The organism is Pseudoalteromonas sp. A757, from assembly GCF_004103285.1.
Taxonomy (GTDB): domain Bacteria; phylum Pseudomonadota; class Gammaproteobacteria; order Enterobacterales; family Alteromonadaceae; genus Pseudoalteromonas; species Pseudoalteromonas galatheae.
Genome location: NZ_QNQN01000060.1, coordinates 44,808 through 71,525 on the forward strand (window position 1 = coordinate 44,808; position 26,718 = coordinate 71,525).

Below are 26,718 nucleotides of genomic sequence, written 5' to 3' on the forward strand. Positions count from 1 at the left end.
GCAAAGTTCCTTAGTTCTTATTGCCGTGATGACTGCAAAAGCTTAGTATCAGGTAACTTCGCAAGCGTTTGAGTGCTTGGTGTATAGGAATCAAAACCGATTTGCTGAATAATTTGCTATGTAACGCACCGCGTAAATAACGATAGAGTAAAATGCTTTTCGGTAATCTAAAAAGAAGAAAAGGGTGAACAATGAGTGAAGAACAAAACCGACCGCAGCAAGAGGCGTTAACACCAGAACAGCAACACCAAAGGTCAATACAATGGCAACGTAGCTGCGTGCAAGCTGCACAAAAACATCTCGCGGATAAAGGGGTGCTACCGCAAAGTATTCTTGAAAAAGAGTGTCGCTATATTGAGCCAATGGTTGCACTTTGGAAAATTAAAGGTCAAAACGGCAAGAAGTATTGGGTTATCACAGGTAACTTACCGACGGACCATATTGAGGCATCTGCCGCAGCGACACCGCGTGAAGCTTTGCGTTACTTTTCGTTCCACTGGCAAATGAAAGCGGAAGAGATCATTTCTGCAAAACCAGTAGACAAGACACAAGCCCAGTTTGCTAATCTCTTAGTAAATCGAGCTCACGGATTATACGAGCTTTTCTCTAAAGATGAGCTTTGGGCTAATGAAGCATCGTAAATGGGTCGGTTTTAAGTGATTGAATAGGGCATTTCAAGCGCTGTCTCGGAATGCCTGCTTCCATGAATACATGCCCATGTGCAGAAAACCCTGACTGTAAAAATTCAGGCACCTCATCCAAAATACATTGAATAAAGACGGTCTCAAAGCCTTTGTCTTTTGCGATATCGACAAGTCCCCCGATCAATGAAGCATAGGCAGCACGATTACGGTGAGATTTGAATATAGCAATGCGACTTAATAGTCCGTCTTCACAAAGCCTCCCTGTGCCCACGGGTCCATCCAAATCATCAATAATGATTAAGTGCTCGGCAGTAATATCTTGCTGATCAAACTCAACTTCTTTGGGAATATGAAGTTCATACACAAATACGCGCTCGCGTATTGCCTTAAGCTCCAATTTTTTGGTTTGCCAATTCACTCTTCTGATCTTGTAACTCATACTGCCCCCATCTACAGATTACACCTGCATTCCCTGTTTAGCGACAAGCTAGAGCTTGCGAAAGCCATGAATCACAAAGCTTTCGCGGCATATTGTTATTTTTGTGAACGCGACTATCTTGTTCTAACAGGCTCTACTCCCAGCCCTCATCGAAGTCAGCATCGGCTGGATCGCTGTCTTCAATGAAGTAGGTCCCATCATTTATCAGTTTAGTTAACGTTTGTTTAAATTCCAAACTATTTAATGCAGGAATTATTGCATTAAACTCAAACACAACTTGATCGGTTAGCTGCTTTACGGCATCTAAACAATGATGGTCTAATTCATAGTTTTCACCATTAACACTGAACAAAATATGATCGTCAACGATTTGGTAAATGGCACGTACCCCACCTGCGCGATAAATCAATGGGTTTTCTCTGGCAATTTCAAAAAGCGCTTGGGAGTCAATAGCGGGGTCTAATGGCGCTAGATCCATTTCATGTTTTGGTTCGCTGAGTGTTTTTCCAAGCCATTGGCTATATAGCGCCTTATCTTCAATTAAAGCGCTGAGAAGAGACTTAATTTGCTGTTGGTCGTCGCAGGTCACTTCGCCTATAGACGCTCTGAGTTGTAATTCTGGGTCGCTAAAACGGCGTTTTCCAGCTTCCACATCAATGATGTGGTCAGCAAAGCTAGAAAGCAAATCTTTTTGATCAGGCGCTCTAAAACCAACCGAATAGTTTAAAGCATCTTCAACCGCGTAACCTTCGTGAGGACAAGCTGGTGGAATATATAAGATATCACCGGGTTCAAGAACCGCATCAATAACTGCTTCGAATTGCTCTACTTGTAGTAAACTCTTATTGCGTGCAAATTGCTTTAGGCCATTATCGCGTTCACCAACTCTCCAGTGACGTTTACCTTGCCCTTGAATTATAAAGACATCATATTGATCTAGGTGTGGACCGACACCGCCACCAGGAGTCGAAAAGCTAATCATCAAATCGTCTATGCGCCAATTTGGTATGAATCTAAATGCTTCTATTAACTCCGCGGCTTGTGGGTGCCAGTGATCAACGGCTTGAACCAATAGCGTGCTGTTACTATCGGTGAGTAAATCAAATTGTTCAAAAGGGCCGTGATGGGCTTCCCAGTTATCATTATGATTAGTAACAATTCGAGATTCTATGCATTCTTCAGTTGCAAGGCCGGCAAGTTCTTCTGGCTCAATTGGGTCTTCAAAGTCTCGGAATCCTTGTTTGATGAGTAATGGCTTTTTTTGCCAATACTGGGCAAGAAATTGTTCGAAGGTAAGGTCATTAATTTGCAGTTGATACATAGGGAAATTCCAGTAATAAAAAAGCGAAAGAGTGCACTCTTTCGCTTATTCTATACCAAGTAGTAAAAAGCTGGTGTCGCTTTATACTTAGTTTAGTTCTTCAATGAACGCTTCAGCACGACCGATATAGTTTGCTGGCGTCATTTCTTTCATTTGTGCTTTTACTTCATTTGGCAAGTCTAAGTTATCGATGAACTCAGCCATGATTTCTTTGTTTACGCGTTTACCACGAGTAAGATCTTTTAGCTTTTCATATGGCTTTTCGATACCGTACTTACGCATTACCGTTTGGATTGGCTCTGCTAGTAGTTCCCAGTTATCATCTAGCTCAGCAAGTAAACGCTCAGCATTAACTTCTAACTTGCTGACACCTTTAAGCGTAGCTTGATACGCGATAAGCGCATAACCCATACCAACACCTAAATTACGTAAAACGGTTGAGTCAGTTAGGTCACGTTGCCAGCGTGAAACAGGTAGCTTTTGTGCAAGATGGGCAAAGATAGCGTTAGCAATGCCAAGGTTACCTTCAGAGTTTTCAAAGTCGATAGGGTTAACTTTGTGAGGCATTGTTGAAGAACCAATCTCACCAGCAATGGTTTTTTGCTTGAAGTGGTTTAGCGCGATATAACCCCAAACGTCACGGTCAAAATCAATTAAGATAGTATTGAAGCGTGCAATCGCATCAAATAGCTCAGCGATATAGTCATGCGGTTCGATTTGCGTTGTGAATGGGTTCCAAGTCAAACCTAGGCTTGATACAAAACGTTCACTGTGTGCATGCCAATCGTAATCTGGATAAGCGCTTAGGTGAGCATTATAGTTGCCAACGGCACCATTGATTTTACCAAGCATTTGTACGTTAGCGATTTGCTGACGTTGACGTTGCAGGCGAACATACACGTTTGCAAACTCTTTACCCATGGTTGATGGTGAAGCAGGTTGGCCGTGTGTACGAGTCATCATTGGAATTGACTTATACTCAATCGCTTTGTCTTTGATTGCGCTCAGTAGCTCGTCACAGTATGGCAGTAATACCGTGTCACGCGCTTCGGTGAGCATTAGGCCATGAGAAAGGTTATTGATGTCCTCAGAGGTACATGCAAAATGAATAAATTCATTGACTGCGTTTAGCTCGGCATTGTCAGCTACTTTTTCTTTAAGAAGGTATTCTACAGCTTTAACGTCGTGGTTAGTGGTGCGCTCAATCTCTTTTACGCGTGCTGCGTCTGCTTCGCTGAAGTTTTCAACAATGCTGTCAAGAAGTGCGTTGGCTTCATCGCTGAAAGCAGGTACTTCTGTAATGGCGTCACTGCTCGCTAGCGCTTGTAGCCAACGAACTTCTACGATGACGCGGTATTTGATCAAGCCAAATTCACTGAAGATGCTTCTCAGTTCTTTGGTCTTGCTACCATAGCGACCATCCACTGGAGAGATAGCGGTTAACGCTGAAAGCTCCATAATAACTCCTAACTATTTGTTTTTGAACGATACTTAGATAGTGGCATTAGAACCACTACGAATTTTATACCAACTTGATTAATTAAGTGATCTACTTTTAGGCGATAAAATCTAGTTGATAACACCGCTTCCGCATCCTGCTCACGCCAAAGTACCTGCATCCATGTAGGCAAGGCGAAAATTTTTTATTTAGTGTTCTAAATAAAAAGTTTTTAACGCTGTTAGCGTCAGATTTGCTCCTTCAAATTGAGCAAGTATTAAGACAAATTGGTATTACATATAACTTTTTGCAGCAGTAATGATTTTCTTTTTCGCAAAAAAGAATTGACGACGTTTACCGCCGAGCTGACGCCACAAAACTGCACTACGGATCCCGGCAAGTAATAGCGCCCGAATTTTTTGTTGTGTTGTTGTTTGTTTTAACAATTCAGGCTTACCGAATACTTGGATCTTAGGGCCAAGAGGGCTGATAACTTGACCGTAAATGTCGGCAAGTGCTGCAACAACTTGGCTTTCACAGATATCAAAGTGTAATAACTGGCGCTCAACTTGCTGAATTTTTTGCGCCAATAAATCAAGAGATTTACTATCGTTACTTAGCACCCGCTCTAATTGCATCATCGCGCCAACATATTTAACCATTTCAACGTCTTTTTCGCCGCCTGCCGAAAGTTGTTCGATCAGCGTTCGGCAGCCTGTTTTGATGGCAAATTTGTCTGGGTAAACGTCCTCAGGACGTTCAGGAGAAGTGTTAATAATGCTTTTTAAAAAGCCCTCAACTTCATTCTCGTTGAAGGTGCCGTAACGCGCACATTTTTGTACCAGTTTACTGATCTGACACATTGCCGCCAGAGGCATTACGTATTGGTTTTGCATTATTTAATCACCGACTCGATAATACCGCCGCCAAGGCACACATCATTTGCGTAGAATACCGCAGATTGTCCAGGAGTTACGGCTTTTTGTGGTTCATCGAATAGCACACGTGCCATACCATCTTGGCCAACTAATAACGTACAAGGGATGTCGGTTTGGCGATAACGTGTTTTTACCGTGCAGCGAGTTGTGCCTTGTGGGCCTACGCGGTCAACCCAATGTAGCTGATTTGCGTTTAGACCATTGCTGAATAGGCGAGGGTGGTTTTTACCTTGACCAACAACCAGTACATTACGTTCGATATCTTTATCTACCACATACCAAGGTTCACCGTTGCCTTCTTTAGAGCCACCAATTAAAAGGCCCTTACGTTGACCGAGCGTGTGGTACATCAAGCCTTCATGTTCACCAACATGATTACCTTCACAATCTTCAATCACACCAGGCTGTGCGGGTAAAAACTTGGCAAGGAAGTCTTTAAATTTGCGCTCACCGATAAAGCAGATCCCGGTTGAATCCTTCTTATCATGCGTGATTAAGCCTTGTTCCTCTGCGATTTTACGCACCTCTGGCTTTTCAATTTCACCTACAGGGAAGAGTGTTTGCGCAATATGTTCATGGCTTAATGTGTAAAGGAAGTAGCTTTGATCTTTGTTCTCGTCATCTCCACGAAGCATAACGAATTTACCGTCACGCTCTGCGCGACGAACATAGTGGCCTGTTGCGATATAGTCCGCACCCAACGCTTCTGCTGCAAACTGTAAAAAGGCTTTAAATTTGATTTCTTTGTTGCACATGATGTCAGGGTTTGGTGTACGGCCAGCCTTGTATTCTTCAAGGAAGTGTTCAAACACATTGTCCCAGTATTCAGCAGCAAAGTTTACGGTGTGTAGCTCAATACCTAGCTTATCACACACTGCCTGAGCATCTTTTAGATCTTCAGCTGCTGCACAATACTCATCATTGTCATCTTCTTCCCAGTTCTTCATAAACAAGCCTTCTACTTGGTAGCCTTGTTGTTTTAAAAGGTAGGCAGATACTGAAGAATCTACACCGCCGGACATTCCGACAATGACTTTAATGTGACTATTATCGCTCATAATTTCGCTATTAATCTTAATGCTCAGATAGAAAGCGCTTATTATACTCAAATCTCTTTAAATTGCACGCCCGTGAGGTGTTAGAGCGCAGGAGAAAAGTCCTAGTAGAAAATGCTAAAGCACTCGATATTCACCATTTTTAAGATCGCCCAGACTATATTTGCCTATTTGTGCGCGAATAAGTCTAAGCGTGGGGTGACCAATATGCGCCGTCATACGACGAACTTGTCTATTACGTCCTTCTTTGATGGAAATAGAAAGCCAGGTTGTTGGAATATTTTTGCGCTCTCTAATCGGCGGATTACGTGACCAGACATTGGGCTCAGTCATAACTTCTACTTTGGCAGGTAAAGTTGGACCATCTTTTAGTTTTACACCATTTCTAAGCGCATTTAGGCTTTCGCTACTTGGTTCTCCTTCGACTTGAACCCAGTAGGTTTTATATGTCGATTTTTTAGGAGAAGTCAGGGTGTTTTGTAATTTACCGCAGTTGGTCAGTAGTAATAGCCCTTCGCTATCTCTATCCAAGCGGCCTGCAGCATAGACATCTTTGATATCAATAAAATCAGCCAATGTTTGACGATTTTGGTCATCAGTAAACTGACACAGAACATCAAAAGGCTTATTAAATAGAACGACTTTTACTCGCTCTGGCGGTAGGGCGGGTTTTGATTGCCGATTAGTTATTGGCTTTTTCCGCGTTGTGGTGTGTCTAGAGAATGCGGGCTTGTTAGCATGTGATTTTCTTTTGTTATTTGTGTTGGCTCTACTACTTGTGCTCATCGCCACATTCCTAAGGTTCGCGAAAAACGATATTTTAGCGCAATTGATCTCGAGTGTCGCCTGAAAGCAAAAAAGCGACCCTTAGGCCGCTTTTTGACTGTTATCCGAAGATTACAGAGATGCTAGTACGTCGTTAAATACCACAGAAGGACGCATAGCTGCGAACGCTTTGTCGTCTTCTGGCTGGTAATAACCACCAACATCCATTGCTTGGCCTTGTGCTTCATTAAGTGCAGCGACAATATCAGCTTCTTTAGCTGTCAGTTCTGCAGCAACATTTTCAAACTTAGCTTTAAGCTCTGCATCTTTGTCTTGCGCAGCCAGCTCTTGAGCCCAGTACATTGCAAGGTAGAAATGGCTACCACGGTTATCAAGCTCTTTCACTTTACGTGAAGGCGACTTATTTTCATCTAAGAATTTAGCCGTTGCTGCATCTAGTGTATCTGCAAGTACTTGTGCCTTAGCATTACCTGTTGTTTGGCTTAAATGCTCAAAAGAAGCAGCAAGTGCAAGGAATTCGCCTAGCGAATCCCAACGCAAGTGGTTTTCTTTTTCGAACTGTTGTACGTGTTTAGGCGCAGAACCACCCGCACCAGTTTCAAATAAGCCACCGCCATTCATTAGTGGAACGATAGATAGCATTTTTGCACTCGTTCCAAGCTCTAAAATTGGGAATAGGTCAGTTAGGTAATCACGTAATACGTTACCCGTTACTGAAATAGTATCTTCGCCTTTTTTCATGCGCTCTAGTGAGTATAGCGTTGCATCTACTGGTGCTTTGATTAAAATTTCAAGGCCATCAGTATCATGCTCAGGCAGATAAGCGTTTACCTTTTTGATAAGTTCAGCGTCGTGAGCACGCGCTTCATTTAACCAAAAAACTGCTGGTGTATTTGTCGCACGAGCGCGGTTAACCGCCAATTTTACCCAGTCCTTGATTGGTGCATCTTTCACCTGACACATGCGCCAGATGTCGCCTTCTTCTACTGTGTGTTCAAGTAAGGTGTTACCTGCAATATCTACAACACGAATTGTGCCAGCTGATGGTGCTTCAAACGTTTTGTCGTGTGAACCGTACTCTTCCGCTTTTTGTGCCATCAGGCCGACGTTAGGGATGGTACCCATCGTACGTGGATCAAATGCGCCATTTTCCTTACAGAAATCAATCGTCGCACTGTACACACCTGAGTAACAACGATCAGGGATCACAAAAGCAGTATCTTGTTGTTTGCCTTCAGCGTTCCACATCTGGCCGCTTGAACGAATTGCCGCAGGCATTGATGCATCGATGATCACGTCACTAGGTACATGCAGGTTTGTAATACCACGGTCTGAGTCTACCATCGCGATATCAGGTGCTGTCTCGTAAACTGCTGCAAGGTCTGCTTCGATTTCTTTGCGCTTTGCATCGTCCAACGACTCAATTTTTGAGTACACGTCGCCAACACCATTGCTTGCATCAACACCGATTTCAGCAAATGTCGCAGCATGCTTTTCGAATACGTCTTTGTAGAATACTTTTACAGCATGACCAAAGATGATTGGATCTGATACCTTCATCATGGTTGCTTTCATGTGTAGTGAGAATAATACGCCTTTATCTTTTGCTTCTTGTACTTGTGCTGCTAAGAATTCACGTAGTGCTTGTACACTCATACGAGAAGCATCAATGATTTCGCCAGCAAGTAGTGGCGTGCTTTGTTTTAGTACGGTGATGTCACCATTGCTCGCTACGTGCTCAATTCGAACATCAGTCGCTTCAGCAACTGTTACCGACTGTTCAGAACCGAAGAAATCACCGTCAGTCATTGATGCAACATAAGACTGAGAGTCTTTAGACCAAGCGCCCATTGAATGCGGGTTTTTACGAGCGTAGCCTTTGACTGAAGTTGGAGCACGGCGGTCTGAGTTACCTTCACGAAGTACAGGGTTTACTGCACTACCTTTGATTTTGTCATAACGTGCTTTAACATCGGCTTCTTCGTCTGTTTTGGCTTCGGAAGGATACTCTGGCAGCGCGTAGCCTTTAGCTTGCAATTCTTTAATCGCTGCACGAAGTTGTGGAATTGACGCACTGATATTAGGTAACTTGATGATGTTAGCTTCAGGCGTTTTAGCAAGTGCACCTAGCTCAGCAAGTGCATCACCGATACGTTGTTCTTCTTTTAAGTACTCAGGAAAAGTCGCAATAATACGGCCTGCTAGTGAAATATCGCGAGTTTCAACTTCGATATTTGCAGGCTTAGTGAATGCTTGGATGATTGGCAATAGCGAGTAAGTTGCGAGAGCCGGGGCTTCATCTGTTTTGGTGTAGATAATTTTCGATGTCATCATCATTCCTAGATAGTTGTGGGCTTTTACGCCGTTCAACAATTGCTAATAGGACTAAGCAACGCAATTTTCACACTCAACAACGTGTCGTTGTTGCCGGTTTAAACTGGACCAGTTCACTAAGCGATTAGTGAAAGATGCAAAAAAACCTCGGCAATCCTCGTTAGAATCTATGCCTAGGTAGCGCAGCATTAGCAAGTTTGTTAGGTATTTATACTTTTGGCTTATCACAATAACTGGTATTCGTTCAGCATTGAAATGCATCAAAGTAGCAATATCTAACCAACCTGAAATTGACTTTGCAAGCGTGCTTTAGTCTAACAGTGTTTGCATATGGGGGCTAATTATTAAATTTAAAGTGCAAAAGTGAAAAGTTATAACAAATGTGATAAGAAAAGGCTGAAAATTTCTTTTAGATTTGGTGGAGTGATTTGAGGAGAGGAATAAGCGAGCACTCAAGTAACCCGCTTTAGCCAAAAGCTACTTAACACTTAAACAACATCTTCCGTGATTGGAGCGATGTTAGTCGCGTGTAGACCCTTGGGGCCTTGCTGTAGCTCGAATGATACATCCTGACCAGCTTTAAGCGTCTTGTATCCATCCATTACAATCGTTGAGTAATGAGCAAAGATATCTTCGTCACTGCCGTCTTCTACGATGAAACCAAACCCTTTGGCGTTATTGAACCATTTGACTTTTCCGCAAGCCATACTTCTACATCCTTCTATAAGTTGACTAAATTTAAGTTAATCTACTCTTTTAATTTTGCTAAACTGCCCATAGATTAGACAGTCATGTAAGACTGTAGTTTATATGAGCAAACAGTCAAGTTTTTTGCTCTTTTTTTTAACATTTTATTTATTTCTCAAATCTATTTGCTTGAGTATATAAGACAAGACTATATTTATTATGAGTGGGACAAAAGATTCGGGTGTATTGGACGCCGTTCGCGAAGAACAGAAGCAGCAGCTTCAACCGCCGCGAAAATATAAAGTGATTTTGAATAATGATGATTACACGCCCATGGATTTTGTTGTCGAGGTATTGACGACATTCTTCAATATGGATAGCGAGAGAGCAACTGAAGTGATGCTAGAAGTACATCACAAGGGAAAAGCGGTATGTGGAGTATACCCTGCTGATATAGCCCATACCAAGGCTGAGCAGGTAAACCGATATGCTCGTGACAACGAGCACCCACTGCTCTGTAGTTGTGAGCAGGAATGACCTATAAATTTCTTGTTGGGGGTTGCCAATGCTAAACAAAGACTTAGAACTTACTCTTAACGCCGCGTTTCGCGAGGCCCGTTCTCGCCGTCACGAGTTTATGACGGTTGAGCATTTATTACTTGCATTGATCGATAACCCCTCTGCTAGTGAGGCGCTTGATGCCTGTGGTGTCGATATGAACACCTTGAAGCGCGAGTTATCAGAGTTTATTGATGAAACTACGCCTGTTATTCCAGATTTAGAGGAAGACAGAGAAACACAACCAACACTTGGTTTTCAGCGCGTGTTGCAGCGTGCGGTATTCCATGTTCAATCGTCAGGCCGCTCAGAAGTAACTGGGGTAAACGTGCTAGTTGCGATTTTTTCTGAGCAAGAGAGCCAAGCGGTTTATTTACTTAAAAAAGCTGACGTTAGTCGCCTAGATATCGTTAACTTCATTAGTCATGGCATTTCAAAAATTGAAGATGAGCATGAGCAAGAAGATCATGAAGAAATGCAGGATGACAACAATGAGATACAACAGGAAGAGAAAACTAAGCTAGAAAACTTTACTTCCAACTTAAATGTGCAAGCCGAGTCTGGTCGCATAGACCCGCTGGTCGGTCGCGATGAGGAAGTCGAGCGTACGGTTCAGGTGCTGTGTCGTCGTAAGAAAAACAACCCATTGCTCGTTGGTGAAGCCGGTGTTGGTAAAACGGCAATCGCTGAAGGTTTAGCGTATAGGATCGTTAATAATCAGGTACCCGATGTAATTGCAGACGCGGTAGTGTACTCACTAGATATGGGAGCATTACTAGCTGGTACAAAATATCGCGGTGACTTTGAGAAACGTTTTAAAGCACTACTGAAAGAGCTTCAATCAAAACCTCATGCGATTTTATTTATTGATGAGATCCATACCATTATCGGCGCTGGGGCTGCCTCAGGTGGTGTGATGGATGCGTCTAACTTAATCAAGCCGCTGTTATCGAGTGGACAGCTTCGCTGTATGGGCTCGACAACATACTCTGAATTCAAAAATATTTTTGAGAAAGACAGGGCATTAGTGCGCCGTTTCCAAAAAATTGATGTGGTTGAACCTAGTGTCGAAGATACCACTAAAATTTTACATGGTTTGAAAGAGCGTTATGAAGAACATCACGGTATTCGTTATACGCAAAAAGCGTTGAAAGCGGCAGCTGAACTCAGTGCTAAATATATCAATGAACGTCATTTGCCAGACAAAGCTATCGACGTTATTGATGAAGCGGGCGCAAGTCAAAGACTGCAACCAACTTCGAGACGCAAGAAAACGATTAATGTGTCGGATATTGAAGCTATCGTCTCTAAAATGGCTCGTATTCCGCAACAAAGCGTGTCATCTAGTGATAAAGAAACGCTTAAAAACCTTGATCGCAACTTGAAGATGTTGGTGTTTGGTCAAGATGAGTCGATTGATGCGTTAACATCAGCAATTCGTCTATCGCGTTCTGGTCTTGCTAACGAGGACAAGCCTGTTGGTTCATTCTTGTTTGCTGGCCCCACAGGGGTTGGTAAAACTGAAGTGACTAAACAGCTTGCTAAATGTATGGGCATAGAGTTTATCCGCTTCGACATGTCTGAGTACTCTGAGCGCCACGCAGTTAGCCGCCTAATCGGCGCTCCTCCGGGATATGTTGGTTTTGAGCAGGGGGGACTGTTGACTGAAGCCGCAATCAAGCATCCTCACGCTGTAGTCTTGTTAGATGAAATTGAGAAGGCACATTCGGACATTTATAACATTCTACTGCAAGTTATGGATCATGGTACGCTGACAGATAATAATGGTCGCAAAGCTGACTTCAGAAATATTGTGTTAGTAATGACAACAAACGCAGGTGTTCAAGAGACTGTTCGTCAATCTATTGGATTCCAGCAGCAAGACTATTCTCACGATGCAATGGTAGAAATCAATAAGGTGTTTACGCCAGAGTTTAGAAACCGCCTGGATAACATCATTTGGTTCAACCACCTAGAGAAAGAAGTTATCTTGCAAGTTGTTGATAAATTCATTGTTGAATTGCAAGCACAGCTTGATAAGAAATCGGTCAACCTTGAGCTTACGGCGCAAGCACGAGATTGGCTTGCGGATCTTGGTTATGACAAAGCCATGGGAGCTCGTCCAATGGCGAGGGTTATTCAGGATAACCTGAAAAAGCCACTTGCCAACGAAATCTTATTTGGTCACTTGTCTGATGGTGGTACGGTCAAAGTCACGGTTAAAGACAACAAGTTGTCCTTTGATTACCAAACGGAAGCGGTATCAGCATAAAACTTTTGAAGTATTTGATAAAAGCCCAGCTTCGCTGGGCTTTTTATTATCACTAAATTAAATGCGGTCTTACCGTCGCTTAAATTCAGTGCTAGTCGTTCGTGTACACTAATTGCTTGAATGAACTTGGGTATCAACGAGTTTACGGCATCAACTTAGTATAAATCTACATACGCAGATTTACGGGCACGGAATACCATGGTGCTCCCTTTGAATGGTGGGGCTAGATACATAGCTTTAAACGACAAAAAGCCCAGCTTCACTGGGCTTTTTGTTATCACTGAATTAGATGCGGTATTACCATCGCTTAAATTCAGTGCTAGTCGTTCGTGTATACTAATTGCTGAATGAACTTGGTATACCTAAGTAACATCAGTATGCTGAGGTCGCTTGGGTATCAACGAGTTTACGGCATCAACTTAGTATAAATCTACACACGCAGATTAACGAGCACGGAAGACAATACGTCCCTTTGATAGGTCGTAAGGCGTCATTTCGACAGTAACTTTGTCACCAGTCAAAATACGGATGTAGTTTTTGCGCATTTTTCCAGAAATATGTGCAACAACCACGTGACCATTTTCTAGTTCAACACGGAACATTGTGTTTGGTAGCGTATCAAGGACCGTGCCTTGCATTTCAATTACGTCTTCTTTCGCCATGTGTAGCGTATCACCTCTTGGTTAAATTAAACGATGCAGATTTTGCCCAAAAGCGGGGAATAAGTAAAGTTACAAGCTGATTTTTTGTTAATTTGGTCGTTTATTAAGCCAGTTTTACCAAAGTTTTTTGCTTTCTATTCCTAACGCATTTCAAAATCTGGAGCCTTATGATAGGCGAGGGCGTCATTCTAGCATAGGAAAGCCTGCTAGTAACGCATGTTTTTTGTCCACGCTATGGGATTATTGTGGTGTTAAAAAGGGGGGGTATTCCTACATTTGAGCTAACGTATGCAGGAAAACTAGATACTAAGCACAAGGTTGTGGAGCATCCGGATCAATATTTTGCCAAATATCTTTAACTAGTTTTTGTGCTGGCACAAATTGGGTTTTGTAACGCATTTTCTTGCATTCGTCGATTTGATAACCCAAGTACAAGTATGGTTTATTCTGTTTCGCTGCCTGTTCTAGCTGAGCCATTATCATGATAGTACCGATACTTAGTGATTCATACTCAGGATCGAAAAAGGTATAAATAGCAGACAATGAATAAGGCATTGAATCAGTGACGGCTACTGCAATTAACTTATCTTTGTGCCATAGCTCGATAAAGACAATGTTCATCCAACGACAAAATAAGAAGCTTTCGTACTGGAGACGGTTAGGTGGGTACATAGAGCCATCGCTGTGGCGTAGACTGATATATTTTTCGTATAGCGGATAGTATTCAGGACGCTCCTGATGGCTAATAATTAGTTGATAATCTTGCTTTAATTTATTGCGTTTGCGTTTTTGAGACCTACTCGGTTTAAATTCTTGAGTTAATACTCTTACAGATTGACAAGCTGAGCATGCGGGACAGTGTGGACGATAAATCTGGTCTCCACTGCGGCGAAACCCTAATGCTAACAATTGTTCAAATCTATCTGGGCTGTAACAATTTGGGTCTAGAATAACCAGTAACTGTTCCTTCTGCTCAGGTAAATAACTACAACTAAATTGTTGGCTCAGTCCGATTTTAGAAGGAAAGTGTTCATTCATAGATAGCTTTCAACTCCTGAGGCTGCCACATTGATGATGGGATCTCAAATCGATCCGCCAATTTAAGTCTAGTCAAAAACTCGCGCCTTGGTACAACTTTTAACCCCAAACTTGTCAAATAAGGGTTTTCGAGTTGGCAATCAATAAAATGTGCCTGATGGGCTTTGAGCCAATTTACCAGTGCCCACATCGCCATTTTGGATGTATTAGGTAAAGTGTGGAACATAGATTCACCACAAAATACACCAGACTGCATGATGCCATAGAGCCCGCCAACGAGCTTGTCTCGCTCCCATATCTCCACACTATGTGCTAACCCCTGAGTGTGCGCTTGCTGATACGCAGCCAACATCGCATTTGTGATCCAAGTTCCTTCAGCCGCCATTCGTTGATTTCTACAAGCTTCAATCACTTGTGAAAAGGCAGTATTGATAGTGACGGTCGGATTAAGTTTACGTTGGGCTTTTCTTAGCGTTTTACCACAATGAAAATCTTTAAGCTCCAAAATGCCGCGCTCGCTTGGGCTCCACCACATAATTGGTTCACCCTCATTAAACCAAGGAAAGATCCCATTGGCATAAGCGTTTTTCAGACGTTCTACTTGTAAACAACCACCAATGGCAAGCAGTCCATCTGGTTCAGACAAGGCATAGTGATTTGGCGGAAAACGAAAGTCATCGTGGGCGAGGTGGAACAGTTGTTGGATCATTGAACAAACTACAGGATTGTTATTTATTTCAATATAGCAAATTAAAGCAAGGAGGGAAGAGGGCCAGCCTAGACCGACCCATTTATCTATTATTTTTGGCTGTCTAGGAAGCGCTCTGCATCTAGTGCTGCCATACAGCCTGTACCTGCAGAGGTAATTGCCTGACGGTAAATGTGGTCAGACACATCACCTGCTGCAAACACACCTTCAACACTAGTCTGTGTTGCGTTACCATTTAGACCAGACTGTACAACCAAATAACCATCTTTCATCTCTAGCTGGCCCTCAAACATATCTGTGTTTGGCTTGTGACCAATTGCGATGAAAACACCAGCAAGATCAAGCTGCTCTGTCGCTTCTGAATCAGTATCTTTGATACGAATACCAGTAACACCCATATCATCACCTAGCACTTCATCAAGTGTGCGGTTTAGGTGTAACACAACATTACCATTCGCTGCTTTATCCATTAGGCGATCAGCAAGAATTTTCTCACTGCGGAAAGAGTCGCGGCGGTGAATAACATGTACTTCTTCTGCGATGTTTGATAGATAAAGTGCTTCTTCAACCGCGGTATTACCACCACCAACAACCGCAACCTTTTGACCACGATAGAAGAATCCATCGCAAGTCGCACAAGCAGATACGCCGCGACCTTGGAACGCTGTTTCAGACTCAAGACCAAGGTATTTAGCTGATGCACCTGTTGCGATGATTAACGCATCACAAGTATAAGTACCTTGATCGCCAGTGAGCGTGAACGGGCGCTTCGTCACGTCAACTTTGTTGATGTGATCGAAAATGATCTCAGTTTCAAAGCGTTCTGCATGTTCTTTCATACGGTCCATAAGCGCTGGACCCGTTAAACCATGTGCATCACCAGGCCAGTTCTCGACTTCAGTGGTTGTAGTCAGCTGACCACCTTGCTGCATACCTGTGATTAATACTGGGTTTAAATTTGCTCGTGCTGCGTATACCGCGGCAGTGTAGCCCGCAGGACCCGAACCTAAAATCAACAGTTTGCAGTGTTTTGCATCGCTCATGTAATTTTCCTAACTCAATTCTAAAAAATGCTATTAAGCAAAAGTTTGTTCGATTCTATGTAATTCAATAGGGAAGTAAATAAAAAACCGTAATCTGATTTGGTGTAAATTGGCAAGTTGTCAAAAAATTTGTACTGTTTTGTTCTAAATCGACTACACATTAAGCAATCTTGTTCAGTACTGGCAAAAAACGGCAGTATTTCATGACCTCAGGTTTTTTTTTTGGTATGTTTTAGAGAATTTTGTTTTGCTATCAATAGTTGATAGCCTAATTGAAAAGGTACATATGGCATTTTGGCAGAATACCCCAGGCTTTGGGTTAAGTGCACAAGATTGTGAGGTGTTAACTGATGCTAAGCAATATCATCAGACGCTTTTACAACTTATTTCACAGGCAAAAACGCGTATTTACATCACCGCACTTTACTTACAAGATGATGAGGCGGGTCGCGAGATATTGCACGCATTGCACGAGGCTGCGCAGCAAAATCCAGACTTAACGGTAAAAGTGTTGGTGGATTTTCACCGTGCGCAACGGGGCCTCATTGGCGCTGAAAAGTCAGAAGGCAATGCCAAGCTATATTGTGATTTAAAAGAGCAGCTAGGTACTCAAGTTGAAGTGTACGGTGTACCGGTAAAAGCAAAAGAGCTTTTTGGCGTGTTGCATTTAAAAGGCTTTGTTATTGACGATATCCTGCTTTATAGCGGTGCTAGTTTAAATAATGTCTACTTGCATCATGATGAAAAATACCGCCTAGACCGCTATTTTGTGATTAAACAAGTGCAGCTTGCGGATAGCTTTTGCCACTTTACCGATCAAGTATTGATAGCGTCCGACGCAGTACCTAGACTCGACATTCGCCCATTACCTACTTTACTTGACATTCGCACTGCGCAAAAGCAGCTGATGAAACAGTTGAAAAAGGCCAGTTATGATATTTCAAAGGCGAACAGTCGGGATGGTTTAACAGTTCGTCCATATTTAGGGTTTGGACGTAGAACTAATAAGCTAAACCGCCTTATTAAGGCGCTTTTCGATACCACAGAACAAGAGTTAGTTCTTTACACACCTTACTTCAATTTTCCGGCTCCTCTACTTCGTTCGTTACGTCGATTACTGAAAACTGGTAAGAAGGTGACAATAGTGGTGGGGGATAAAACGGCGAATGATTTCTATATCAGTCCAGAACAGCCATTTAGCCGAATTGGTGCGCTTCCTTATTTGTACGAAACCATTTTGTATAAATTTATCAAATCGCAACGCCGCTTCATCACTGCCGGATTGTTGGATGTATATCTGTGGCAAGATGGCAACAACTCGTTCCACTTGAAAGGAGTGAGCAAAGATGGCGATACGCATTTAATGAGTGGTCATAACCTCAACCCAAGGGCGTGGGGGTTAGATATTGAAAATGGCATTCTAATCGAAGATCCTGACAAAGCATTGTTGCCTCAAATCGAGTTAGAAAAGCAAGAGATCTTAAAACATTGCCGTCGCATTGAAAGCCACGATGACCTCGAAACGTTGGGGGATTACCCAGCACCTGTGAAAAAACTCCTTGGTCAGGCTAAGCGTGTGAAAGTCGACTTTATTATTAAGCGTTTTATTTAACGCAAGCACTGATAATTTTAAAAAAGGGACGAACGTCCCTTTTTTACTTTCTTATTTTTGATTATACGCTTCGTTGTGTGAGCTTGCTGCGCGACCTGATGGATCGGCATTACGCTGGAACGACTCGTCCCAAGCAAGCGCTTCGGGTGTTGAACAGGCCACAGACTTGCCGTAAGGAACACACTTAGCTGCCGCTTCTCCCGGGAAATGCGACTCAAAAATGGTGCGATAATAATAGGCTTCTTTGCTATCTGGTGTATTGATTGGATAGCGGTAGTGGGCGTTTTCAAGATCTGAATCGCTCACTTGCTGACTGACATACTCTTTTAGTGAATCGATCCAGCTATAACCTACGCCATCAGAAAATTGCTCTTTTTGGCGCCACAATACGTCATCAGGTAAATAGCCATCAAACGCCTCACGGATAATGTGTTTTTCGATACGGCCATCTCTACACATTTTGTAGTCTGGGTTGGTACGCATGGCTATATCGACAAATTCTTTATCTAAGAAGGGAACACGTGCTTCAACCCCCCAAGCTGCCATCGACTTATTTGCACGTAAGCAATCAAACATATGGAGCTTCGAGACCTTTCGGTTTAGCTCGTTGTGAAACTCCTCAGCATTTGGTGCTTTGTGGAAATACAAATAGCCGCCAAATAGTTCATCAGCCCCTTCACCCGATAGCACCATTTTAATGCCCATTGCTTTAATGTAGCGTGCCATAAGGTACATAGGAGTAGAAGCGCGAATGGTTGTGACATCGTAGGTCTCTAGGTGATAGACCACTTCTTTAAGGGCATCGATCCCTTGTTGTACGGTAAAGTGAATAGGATGGTGAATTGTGCCGATTCTATCCGCTACTTTTTGTGCTGCAGCGAGATCGGGAGAGCCTTCCAAACCAATGGAAAAGGAGTGAAGTTTTGGCCACCAAGCATCGGAAGCATCATCATCTTCGATACGCTTTGCAGCAAACTTTTGTGTGATAGCGGAAATCACAGAAGAATCTAGACCACCAGACAGCAATACGCCATAGGGCACATCGCACATCAATTGGCGCTTTACTGCGGCTTCTAGCCCGTCTTTAACTGCTTCGGGATTTGCCTCATTGTCTTTTACAGCACTAAACGCTTGCCAGTCGCGTTGGTAATATTCTCTTGGGCCACCTTCTTTTGAATACCAATAATGGCCGGGAGGAAACTCTTCAATTTGCGTACAAATGGGCGTGAGCGCCTTCATTTCGCTTGCGACATAGAGGTTACCGCTTTGATCACGGCCAGTGTAAAGTGGAATAATACCGATGTGGTCTCGACCAATTAAAAAGGCATCTTCCGTTTCATCGTACAAACAAAATGCGAAAATTCCATTAAGATCATCTAAAAACTCAGGGCCTTTTTGCTTGTATAGTGCCAAGATCACTTCACAGTCTGACTCTGTTTGAAAGTCAAATGGAACGGTCAGTGCTTTTGCAAGCTCTTTATGATTATAAATTTCACCATTCACCGCCAAAATATGTGTTTTTTCAGGGTTAAATAATGGTTGTGCGCCGCTAGAAACGCCAACAATTGCCAAACGCTCATGAACTAAAATGGCTTTTTCACTTGAATATACCCCTGACCAGTCGGGGCCACGGTGTCTTAGTTTTTTTGACATTTCGATGGCTTGCTCGCGAAGTGCAAGGGGATCGGTCTTGATGTCAAGTACGCCGAAAATTGAACACATATTTCCTCATTCCTATTGATGTGTTGATAATATCAACAAATTATTATTGCTCACGGACGCATAGTTACCATGAGATAGTTTAAGTTCTACCAAAAATAATTTGATAAGTCACACAATGAAATAGAGAAAATGTGAATTTTTTGTGAGATGAAATGGTGCAGTTTTGCACCATTTTGGGGCGTCGCTTATTAGTGTGTCGTCCCAGCGACAAGCTTGATATCTTGCTTTTGTGTAATGGCGCTGGTTAATAGGATTTTTATTCCTTTAACTAGGGTGTCAATGTCCATACTGGGTGCACCAGGGTGGTGCGCTGCTTGGGAGGGTAAGTATGGGATATGCACAAAGCCACCACGGCACGCTAAGTCATGTGTACTAAGATAGTGCAGTAATCCATACATCACATGGTTGCATACGTAAGTGCCTGCCGTATTAGAAATGCTTGCAGGGATCCCCGCTTGAAGTGCACTACTTAGCATACTTTTTATTGGTAAAGAGGCAAAATATGCATCGGGACCATGTGTAACGACTGGTGTGTCTATCGGCTGGTTTCCTGCGTTGTCGGCTATTCTGGCATCGTTGACGTTGATAGCGACACGTTCGATAGAGATATCACAGCGTCCACCTGCCTGGCCCACACAGATCACGATGCTTGGGTGATACTTATCTATCGCTTGCGTTAAAGACTCAATACTTTTGTCAAATTCACAAGGTAACTCTTTCGTGTGGATCAGGTGGCCTTCAACGGTTTCCCCCTCTAACAACTGCGCTAATTGCCATGAGGGGTTGATGGACTCACCACCAAATGGGGTGAACCCAGTCACTAGGACACAAGGTTTACTGTAACTGGACATTAAAAAACGACTCCGTACATAAGAAAAATATTAATCACCAATAACGTTATAGCGGTTGGTATTTGCACTTTAATGACTTGGTACTTATCTTTTAAATCTAACAGTGCCGCTGGCACAATGTTGAAGTTAGCGGCCATCGGTGTCATTAGTGTTCCACAGTAACCTGAGTACATGCCAATCGCGACGAGCGGCGCAGGATCAGCGCCATGTCCTTGGATCAAAAATGGCAGTGCAATACCTGCCGTCATTACTGGAAATGCGGCAAAAGCGTTTCCCATAATCATGGTAAATAGTGCCATGCCAACACAATACAGCACAACGAGCATAAAGCGGTTATCTGGCGAAATAAACAATGTCACTAAGTCTTGGATAGCAGTGCCAGTGTTTGCGACGATAAATACACCGCCAAGCATTGCTAGCATCTGTGGCAATATTGCTGCCCAGCCTATTGAATCAACTAAGCGACGAGACTCAGAAAGTGCTTGTAATGGACTGCCTTTGGTTATTCTCCAGCTCACCAGCAATGCGATGGTGCAAGCGAGTGTCAGTGCTGAAAGCGTTACGTGCTCCTGATCGAATAGATAAAAATCGCCGAGCTGGATCTCACTTAAGATGATAGTACAGATAACAGTAACGATTGGAATAAGTACAGCAGGAACAAACAATTTATTACCAAACCGATTTGCATCTTCTGTTTTGGCTCGTTCGCACGGCATGTCATAATTTCCCATAGAAACCATATTCATACCCGCAAGCAGTGCGATGATCACCACGTTGATGCCGATCCATAAATAAGTATTTCGCTCACCAATCAATGCGATAGAAGCATCACCAAAGATAAAAACAGAGCCAAATAAGAACCAAAAAAGTGCCGTAGTGAGACGCTTAGGGTGTGCCTTATCCTGTAGCGTTTTTACCACCAGAAACATCACGATAAAACCAATCAATAAATAGATATTGTCAATTGAAAGTAGACTAGATTGCGCGTCAGAAGTGTTCATTAAGTTCATAATGACTCCTCCTTAAGCGCCGAATCTGTGTTGCTAGGTGTTTGCTCTTCTTCGCTTAGTTGCTGCTGACAGCGCGCAATTTCTGCTCGAATTTTTGCTTCAAATCGTGCTAAACGGAAGAGATGAACAATGAGCGCGGCAATTGCAGTTGGTATTGCCCAAAGTCCGATATGCAGCGGTTCAATTCCGGCAATGCCGTTTTCTTTTAAAAAAGCATCCATGAGTAGTACAGCACCAAAGGCGATAAAAATATCCTCGCCAAAGAACACGGCAATGTTATCGCAGGCTGCAGCATGTGCGCCTATCATATCTTTTACATCTTGTGGCAGGTCGCCGTATTGGTTTGCCGCAGCGCCTATCGCCATCGGAGCGAGCAGTGGTCTAACGGTTTGTGCTTGACCCGCTAAATTGATTAATCCCAACGCTGCGGAGCACTCACGGACTACAAAATACATACTTAAAATTCGAGAAGTGGTTGCCCCTTTTATGCCCGCAACCCAAGCTTTAGCGCGTTGCTGTAAGCCGTAACGTTCTAAAATTGCAATCACGGGTAAGATAAGTAAAAAGCTTGCAAGCTGGCGAGAGTTCATAAACTTTTCGCCAAAGGTGGCAATTAAGTCGACAAAGTCGATCCCAACGGCAAAACCAGTAACTAGGCCAGCGGAGGTGACAACCAATAAGGGATTAAACCTCAGAGCAAAGCCAATGACAATCACGGCAATGCCAGAAAGGGGAAGGAGATTTAGCTCAGTCATTTTGTTGTTCTTTATTTTTAAGCGCTAATTTTAGCTGATTGAGATGCGCCTGTACTCGGTGAGATTCCTTCGCCGCATCTGTAACGGATGTTGATTTTAAATGGATACAATCGCCCGCGCCCAATTGGCTCAAATGGCGCATATCGGCTCGAATAATAGAGCCAATTATTGGATAACCGCCTGTAGTTTGGCAGTCATTCAATAGGATAATGGGCTCGCCACTGGGGGGCAGCTGAATAACGCCAGGGTGGACGGCTTGGGTTGCAATATTATGTGCATGCACAAGGCTGCTATGGCCACTTAGGCGAATACCCATACGATTACTGCTTGGATTTACTTTCCAAATAGTGTCGTTTAATACACTCAGTGTCTGGTTGGAAATTATCTCGAGGTGTGGGCCTGGGATAAAATGAATGAGCTTTTCATAGCTGGGCTGCAGGCCACCCACGGAGCTTTTAGCTGTGCTCGGCGTGTAGCTCAGTTTGTCCCCTTGCTTAAGAGCTCGGCCGTTTATTCCCCCAAAGCCAGCCATGAGGTCGGTTGAATAACTCCCAAGCAGCTTGTCTATGTTGGTAAATCCACCTTCGACCACCAAATACGCGCGTAAACCGTCGCGATTTTGCTTAAATGTCAGCTTATCTCCGGCCTTAGCACTGTAGCGCCAGCAAGGGTATACTGCTTCGTCATTTAAAGCAGCATTGAGATCTGCCCCTGCGATAACAAAGTTAGTGGGGGCATGGAAGAGAAATTCGCATAAGCCAATGGTCACTTCAATAGCTGCAGTATCGTCGTTATTTGACAAGAGTGTATTTGCAAGTTTAAGCGCAACAGGGTCAATGACACCTGCTTGACTTACTCCTAAGTGGCGAAGTCCTTGGCGACCAATGTCTTGAATAGTTGAAAGTGGCCCAGATTTAATAACTTCTAGCATGATTTCTCCACAAAACGCACGATATCACCCGGTTGCAGCAAGCTTGCTGATGCAGAATTTGGGTCAAATAGGGTAGTGTTGGTTTGTCCAAGCAAATGCCAGCCACCAGGAGATTGACTCGGGTAAATTGCACTGTAGCTGTCTGCGATGGCAATACTGCCTTTGGGGACCTTGGTAATTGGTGTGGATTTTCTGGGTAGTTGAAGTGCGGTAGGTAACCCTGACAAGTAAGCAAAACCAGGTAAGAAGCCAATAAATTGCACTTGATAATCAACGCTTGAGTGCAGCTCTATAAGCTGTTTTGGCGTCAGTTGTAATTCGTCCGCTATGCGTTCAAAATCTTGTCCGAATTCTTTACCATAAAACACCTCAATATGATGGTGTGTTGGCTTTACCTCTGCTACTTCTAGGTCTTGCCAATGTGCTTGGATTTTGTTTTGCCAGGCATCGGCTTTGCGGGGGTCTTTTAAATAGGCAGTAACGGAAGATTTGGCAGGCACCACATCAACAAAATCACCGCTACTATCTAGCCATTTCTTGAGGGCGAACAATCGTTGATTAATTGGACTTTTGCTTTTAGGCAAACACGTTGCATTTACAACAATTGCTTGCTCACCTAATAAATAACAACTCACATCAGACATAGACAATAACAATTGGTTGCTTTGGTAAACGTTATGTTTCTTATAACACACCTCGCAATTGAAACGAAATTATTGCTACAAGTTGCCGTTTTGTTGCCGTTAAAAAAGCCGTGCCTAAACACGGCTTCAAATCTGAGGATTTATTTAGCAGTTAATAGCCATTGACTTAGAAGGCGAACGCCATAGCCTGTACCACCGGTTGGAACTTCGTCTTTAGCGGAGCTTGAAAGTGCGTTACCTGCAATATCGATATGAACCCAACGGGTGTCACCTGCAAATTGTTGTAGGAAAGTCGCAGCAGTTGTTGCACCAGGACCACCAGAACCTACGTTTTGGAAATCGGCGATGTCAGATTTTAGTTTGTCCTTATAGCCAAGTGGTAGACGCCATACGTTCTCGTTCACAACTTTACCGGCGTTGGTAAATTCTGTAATTAAGCTATCATCTTCAGAGAAAATTGCTGAATACTCGTTACCAACAGCACGAATTTTAGAGCCAGTTAATGTCGCGACGTCAATCATGATCTCAGGGCTGTAATGTTTACGTGCGTACCACATTGCATCAGACAGCACCAAACGACCTTCAGCATCTGTGTTTACAACCTCTACGCTAATACCTTCTGCAGTACGTAGCACATCACCCGGCGCAATTGCATACTGAGACACCATATTTGCCGCCATACCCATGACTGCTACCACGTTTACGTCTGCTTTGCTTAGCGCCATTGCTTTTACTGTACCAAGCACGGCAGCCGCACCTGCCATGTCAGATTTCATGCGTGCGATCGAAGCGCCGGTTTTGATGCTATAACCACCCGAATCAAAAGTAATACCTTTACCGATCAGGGCAATTGGTGTCTCGCTGTTACCTTTATAATGTGCAACAACTAAGCGAGAGCCGTGTTCACTACCACGGCCAACGCCCTCAAGCGCACCCATACCAAGTTCTTTGAGTTCAGCTGGTGCTAGTACTTTTACTTCAACGCCATATTGTTCAAGTTCTTTTGCCGCTTTTGCAAAGTCAACCGGGGTCATTTCTGTTGCGACTTCAGAGGTCAAGTCACGTGCTAAAAACACGCCAGCTTGAATGTGTTGCAGTGCTTTATACTGAGCCTGTGTTGCTTGTTTATCGGCAACGTCGAAGTGATAGCTTACGTTAAAAGTGTTTGGCTCTTTTTTGTATACTTCGAAGGTGTGGTCACGAAGGTTTGCACCGTGTGCAAATTGTGCTGCCAGTTCTGCATTTGAAAGCGCTCCTTCAACGCCTTCGAATGCAACTGCAACATTCTCCAGCTTTTTACCTTCGAATTTAGCGTGTAGGTTACCACCAAGTTTGGTCATTTTGCTGGCGTTGAGTTCGCCTGCGTCACCTAAACCAACAATGAAGATACGCTTATAATCAGAGTCTACAGGTGCTAATACTTCAACTGTTTTGCCATACGCGCCATTAAAGTCTTCAGCAGCAATTGCGCGCTCCAACTGTTTACGAGTGTCTTTATCTAGGAACTTTAGGTTACTTTGGTTTTCACCAGCTTGAAAAATTACTAGTGCATCAGCGTCTGCAAGCTTGGTATTGAACTCAAAGTCAGCGGCATTTGCAGAAGTCATACTGGCAACCGCCAGCGCTAAAGCAGAAAAACGCGTAGTCAATGACATAATTTTATCCTCAGATAACTAAAATTGTGGCGTTTTTACCTCATTTGGAGAAATTTAGACACAATTTGTCGGTGAAGTAACAGGTTTTACCGTTCAGTGACATTAGGTAAGCGACTTGTCAGCACGATGCCTAATATCGTGATCATAATGTAGAGTGTAAGTAACACATTAATTGAAAATACCGAGGCAACGACACCAAGAGCACTTGTTAATAAAAGTACAATGCCAATAATTGTGTTACTGAGCGTGACGTAACTGGTGCGCTTGTTTCCTTCTGCCATATCGACCACGTAGGTTTTTCGACCCACACGCACGCCTTGGTGGGCGATAGCAATGACAAAATAGCAAAGCGGAATAAACCACATCTTTTCGAGCAGCGAAGAATAAAATAAAGATGTTGTTAGTAGTACTGCAGTGATAGCAACGGTGATTGTTGCTCCATACATCATCACGTGTTTACTTGATTGATCGGCAAGGCGACCCCAAAAAGCGCCACTGACTAAACTGGCAAGTCCGGACACTGCTAATAAAACGGCCAACACCCATGCACCGTTGCCGATATTCTGTTGTGCTATTACCGTGAAATAAGGCGGAATAAGCGCAGAACTTAACAGCAAACCACGAGCTAGAATAAACTTTTTAAGTATCGGATCGGTTTTTAACAGCGCGAAATCTTGTTTTACTTTCTCTAATCCGTTTTCACCACCTTCGGTTGCGCCTTCATATTCTTTAATTTTTGAGAACGTTAACGCGCCAATCAGCCAAAAGATTGCAGCTAGTATTAGTGTGACCACAAAGTTGATGTTGTTTACTTGAGTGGCAGCGATAAAAAGTCCAACACCAAATGTAACGGTTATAAGTCCACTGACAGAGGCAGCTTGGCCGCTAAGCTGGCCGCGCTTTTGTTTGGGGATAGTTTTACCGATGACATCTTTTGATGACACCGAGCTTAAGCTGCGAGCGATGCTAAAAATTGCCAGTAATCCAAGTACTAACCAAGCGTAGAATTGATTTTCAGTTTGGTTCCATGCAAGTAATGCCATAAGTAGTACACAAGTAGCTTGAATAAGTGCGCCGAGAGACCATAGGAGTTTACGTTTCGCATGCTTGCGCACCCATTGGCCGATAAATAATTGTGGGATCAGTGAGCCTGATTCACGAATGGGAACGAGAGCCGATATCAAATAAGCGGGAGCACCGAGTGATTGCATCAGCCAAGGTAACGTGATTTTAGGATTGAGCAAAGCATCTCCCAATTTGCTAAAAAGCTGGCTCAATAAAATAAGCACGTAGTTACCAGGAACTTCTCTACATGCCTTATCATCAATTGCTCTACAGGCACGCGCCTCATCGTCATTGGTTAGCTTTTGATAGATATTCTCACTTATTTTACTCACATTTATTCCTTTACTTTTATTGTGTCGCGGACAATACGGTTTCACTATCATGAACGACTTTGTATGAAATGATAATTAACCTTCGACGGTCTCATTCAATACGCAATAAATCATATTAAGTCAACAAGTATAAAGTGGAATGCTTACTTGTTGCGACATACAGCATTGAGAGAGTAACGATGAAAACATTACAGGTAGCCGCGTCGATAGGGCTTAT

Annotated in this window: 24 protein-coding genes; 4 read left to right on the forward strand and 20 right to left on the reverse strand. The window is 43.2% G+C overall.

Annotated elements, in window-relative coordinates:
- Positions 1 to 191: 191 nt before the first annotated feature.
- Positions 192 to 641 carry a DUF4826 family protein gene (locus DRB05_RS05370; RefSeq protein WP_128726012.1) on the forward strand — a complete coding sequence of 150 codons (450 nt, stop codon included), beginning with the start codon at positions 192 to 194 and terminating at the stop codon, positions 639 to 641.
- On the opposite strand, the gene DRB05_RS05375 is transcribed toward DRB05_RS05370, so the two are convergent.
- The 8 genes from DRB05_RS05375 to cspD all read right to left on the reverse strand — a co-directional run bounded on the left by DRB05_RS05375 (position 625) and on the right by cspD (position 9,662).
- On the reverse strand, positions 625 to 1,083 hold the full coding sequence (locus DRB05_RS05375; protein WP_128726013.1) for a GNAT family N-acetyltransferase: 459 nt from the start codon (positions 1,081 to 1,083) through the stop codon (positions 625 to 627). The two genes, DRB05_RS05370 and DRB05_RS05375, sit on opposite strands and share 17 nt — an antisense overlap.
- Positions 1,084 to 1,216: 133 nt before the next feature.
- Entirely contained in the window at positions 1,217 to 2,404 is a 1,188-nt protein-coding gene (locus tag DRB05_RS05380; protein WP_128726014.1) for a cupin domain-containing protein, read from the reverse strand.
- An 87-nt stretch (positions 2,405 to 2,491) separates the two neighbouring features.
- Positions 2,492 to 3,862, reverse strand: a complete 1,371-nt coding sequence (gene purB / locus DRB05_RS05385; protein ID WP_128726015.1) for an adenylosuccinate lyase — start codon at positions 3,860 to 3,862, stop codon at positions 2,492 to 2,494.
- 273 nt (positions 3,863 to 4,135) lie between these two features.
- Positions 4,136 to 4,738 carry a high frequency lysogenization protein HflD gene (gene hflD, locus DRB05_RS05390; RefSeq protein WP_128726016.1) on the reverse strand — a complete coding sequence of 201 codons (603 nt, stop codon included), beginning with the start codon at positions 4,736 to 4,738 and terminating at the stop codon, positions 4,136 to 4,138.
- The gene (gene mnmA, locus DRB05_RS05395; protein ID WP_128726017.1) at positions 4,738 to 5,838 is read right to left on the reverse strand and encodes a tRNA 2-thiouridine(34) synthase MnmA; all 1,101 of its coding nucleotides are present in this window, start codon (positions 5,836 to 5,838) and stop codon (positions 4,738 to 4,740) included. Before mnmA ends, hflD begins: the two co-directional genes overlap by 1 nt.
- A gap of 114 nt (positions 5,839 to 5,952) precedes the next feature.
- Entirely contained in the window at positions 5,953 to 6,621 is a 669-nt protein-coding gene (locus tag DRB05_RS05400) for a pseudouridine synthase (protein ID WP_128726018.1), read from the reverse strand.
- Positions 6,622 to 6,732: 111 nt separating this feature from the next.
- Positions 6,733 to 8,952 (reverse strand): NADP-dependent isocitrate dehydrogenase, encoded by a 2,220-nt coding sequence (locus DRB05_RS05405; protein ID WP_128726019.1) that lies wholly within the window; start codon positions 8,950 to 8,952, stop codon positions 6,733 to 6,735.
- Positions 8,953 to 9,443: 491 nt separating this feature from the next.
- Positions 9,444 to 9,662 carry a cold shock domain-containing protein CspD gene (cspD, locus tag DRB05_RS05410; RefSeq protein ID WP_010379294.1) on the reverse strand — a complete coding sequence of 73 codons (219 nt, stop codon included), beginning with the start codon at positions 9,660 to 9,662 and terminating at the stop codon, positions 9,444 to 9,446.
- 199 nt (positions 9,663 to 9,861) lie between these two features.
- Here cspD and clpS point away from each other — a divergent pair, with 199 nt between their 5' ends.
- Positions 9,862 to 10,179, forward strand: a complete 318-nt coding sequence (gene clpS / locus DRB05_RS05415; protein ID WP_010379297.1) for an ATP-dependent Clp protease adapter ClpS — start codon at positions 9,862 to 9,864, stop codon at positions 10,177 to 10,179.
- A gap of 28 nt (positions 10,180 to 10,207) precedes the next feature.
- Positions 10,208 to 12,472 carry an ATP-dependent Clp protease ATP-binding subunit ClpA gene (gene clpA / locus DRB05_RS05420; RefSeq protein WP_128726020.1) on the forward strand — a complete coding sequence of 755 codons (2,265 nt, stop codon included), beginning with the start codon at positions 10,208 to 10,210 and terminating at the stop codon, positions 12,470 to 12,472.
- Between the two features lie 443 nt (positions 12,473 to 12,915).
- Here the strand turns inward: clpA and infA are convergent, their stop codons facing one another.
- The 4 genes from infA to trxB form a co-directional block, all read right to left on the reverse strand.
- On the reverse strand, positions 12,916 to 13,134 hold the full coding sequence (gene infA / locus DRB05_RS05425; protein WP_002962494.1) for a translation initiation factor IF-1: 219 nt from the start codon (positions 13,132 to 13,134) through the stop codon (positions 12,916 to 12,918).
- A gap of 306 nt (positions 13,135 to 13,440) precedes the next feature.
- Positions 13,441 to 14,172: an arginyltransferase gene (locus DRB05_RS05430; RefSeq protein ID WP_128726021.1), complete on the reverse strand. Its 732-nt coding sequence runs from the start codon at positions 14,170 to 14,172 to the stop codon at positions 13,441 to 13,443.
- On the reverse strand, positions 14,165 to 14,881 hold the full coding sequence (gene aat, locus DRB05_RS05435; RefSeq protein WP_128726022.1) for a leucyl/phenylalanyl-tRNA--protein transferase: 717 nt from the start codon (positions 14,879 to 14,881) through the stop codon (positions 14,165 to 14,167). Before aat ends, DRB05_RS05430 begins: the two co-directional genes overlap by 8 nt.
- A gap of 89 nt (positions 14,882 to 14,970) precedes the next feature.
- The gene (trxB, locus tag DRB05_RS05440) at positions 14,971 to 15,924 is read right to left on the reverse strand and encodes a thioredoxin-disulfide reductase (RefSeq protein WP_017217521.1); all 954 of its coding nucleotides are present in this window, start codon (positions 15,922 to 15,924) and stop codon (positions 14,971 to 14,973) included.
- Between the two features lie 286 nt (positions 15,925 to 16,210).
- Between trxB and pssA the strand changes: the two genes are divergently transcribed.
- Positions 16,211 to 17,536, forward strand: a complete 1,326-nt coding sequence (gene pssA / locus DRB05_RS05445; protein ID WP_128726023.1) for a CDP-diacylglycerol--serine O-phosphatidyltransferase — start codon at positions 16,211 to 16,213, stop codon at positions 17,534 to 17,536.
- A gap of 51 nt (positions 17,537 to 17,587) precedes the next feature.
- Here the strand turns inward: pssA and asnB are convergent, their stop codons facing one another.
- The 8 genes from asnB to DRB05_RS05485 form a co-directional block, all read right to left on the reverse strand.
- The gene (asnB, locus tag DRB05_RS05450; RefSeq protein ID WP_128726024.1) at positions 17,588 to 19,258 is read right to left on the reverse strand and encodes an asparagine synthase B; all 1,671 of its coding nucleotides are present in this window, start codon (positions 19,256 to 19,258) and stop codon (positions 17,588 to 17,590) included.
- A 188-nt stretch (positions 19,259 to 19,446) separates the two neighbouring features.
- Positions 19,447 to 20,109, reverse strand: coding sequence for a pyroglutamyl-peptidase I (gene pcp / locus DRB05_RS05455; protein WP_128726025.1), 663 nt, complete (start codon positions 20,107 to 20,109; stop codon positions 19,447 to 19,449).
- Positions 20,109 to 21,119: a DUF979 domain-containing protein gene (locus DRB05_RS05460; protein WP_128726026.1), complete on the reverse strand. Its 1,011-nt coding sequence runs from the start codon at positions 21,117 to 21,119 to the stop codon at positions 20,109 to 20,111. Before DRB05_RS05460 ends, pcp begins: the two co-directional genes overlap by 1 nt.
- The gene (locus DRB05_RS05465; RefSeq protein ID WP_128726027.1) at positions 21,116 to 21,874 is read right to left on the reverse strand and encodes a DUF969 domain-containing protein; all 759 of its coding nucleotides are present in this window, start codon (positions 21,872 to 21,874) and stop codon (positions 21,116 to 21,118) included. The genes DRB05_RS05460 and DRB05_RS05465 overlap by 4 nt, the downstream gene beginning before the upstream one ends.
- Positions 21,867 to 22,805, reverse strand: coding sequence for a biotin-dependent carboxyltransferase family protein (locus DRB05_RS05470; protein WP_128726028.1), 939 nt, complete (start codon positions 22,803 to 22,805; stop codon positions 21,867 to 21,869). The genes DRB05_RS05465 and DRB05_RS05470 overlap by 8 nt, the downstream gene beginning before the upstream one ends.
- A complete protein-coding gene (gene pxpB, locus DRB05_RS05475; protein ID WP_128726029.1) occupies positions 22,799 to 23,449 on the reverse strand; it encodes a 5-oxoprolinase subunit PxpB in 651 nt (216 codons plus the stop codon). The genes DRB05_RS05470 and pxpB overlap by 7 nt, the downstream gene beginning before the upstream one ends.
- Before the next feature lie 140 nt (positions 23,450 to 23,589).
- A complete protein-coding gene (locus DRB05_RS05480; protein ID WP_128726030.1) occupies positions 23,590 to 25,104 on the reverse strand; it encodes a leucyl aminopeptidase in 1,515 nt (504 codons plus the stop codon).
- 86 nt (positions 25,105 to 25,190) lie between these two features.
- A complete protein-coding gene (locus DRB05_RS05485) occupies positions 25,191 to 26,501 on the reverse strand; it encodes an MFS transporter (protein ID WP_128726031.1) in 1,311 nt (436 codons plus the stop codon).
- Between the last annotated feature and the right edge of the window lie 217 nt (positions 26,502 to 26,718).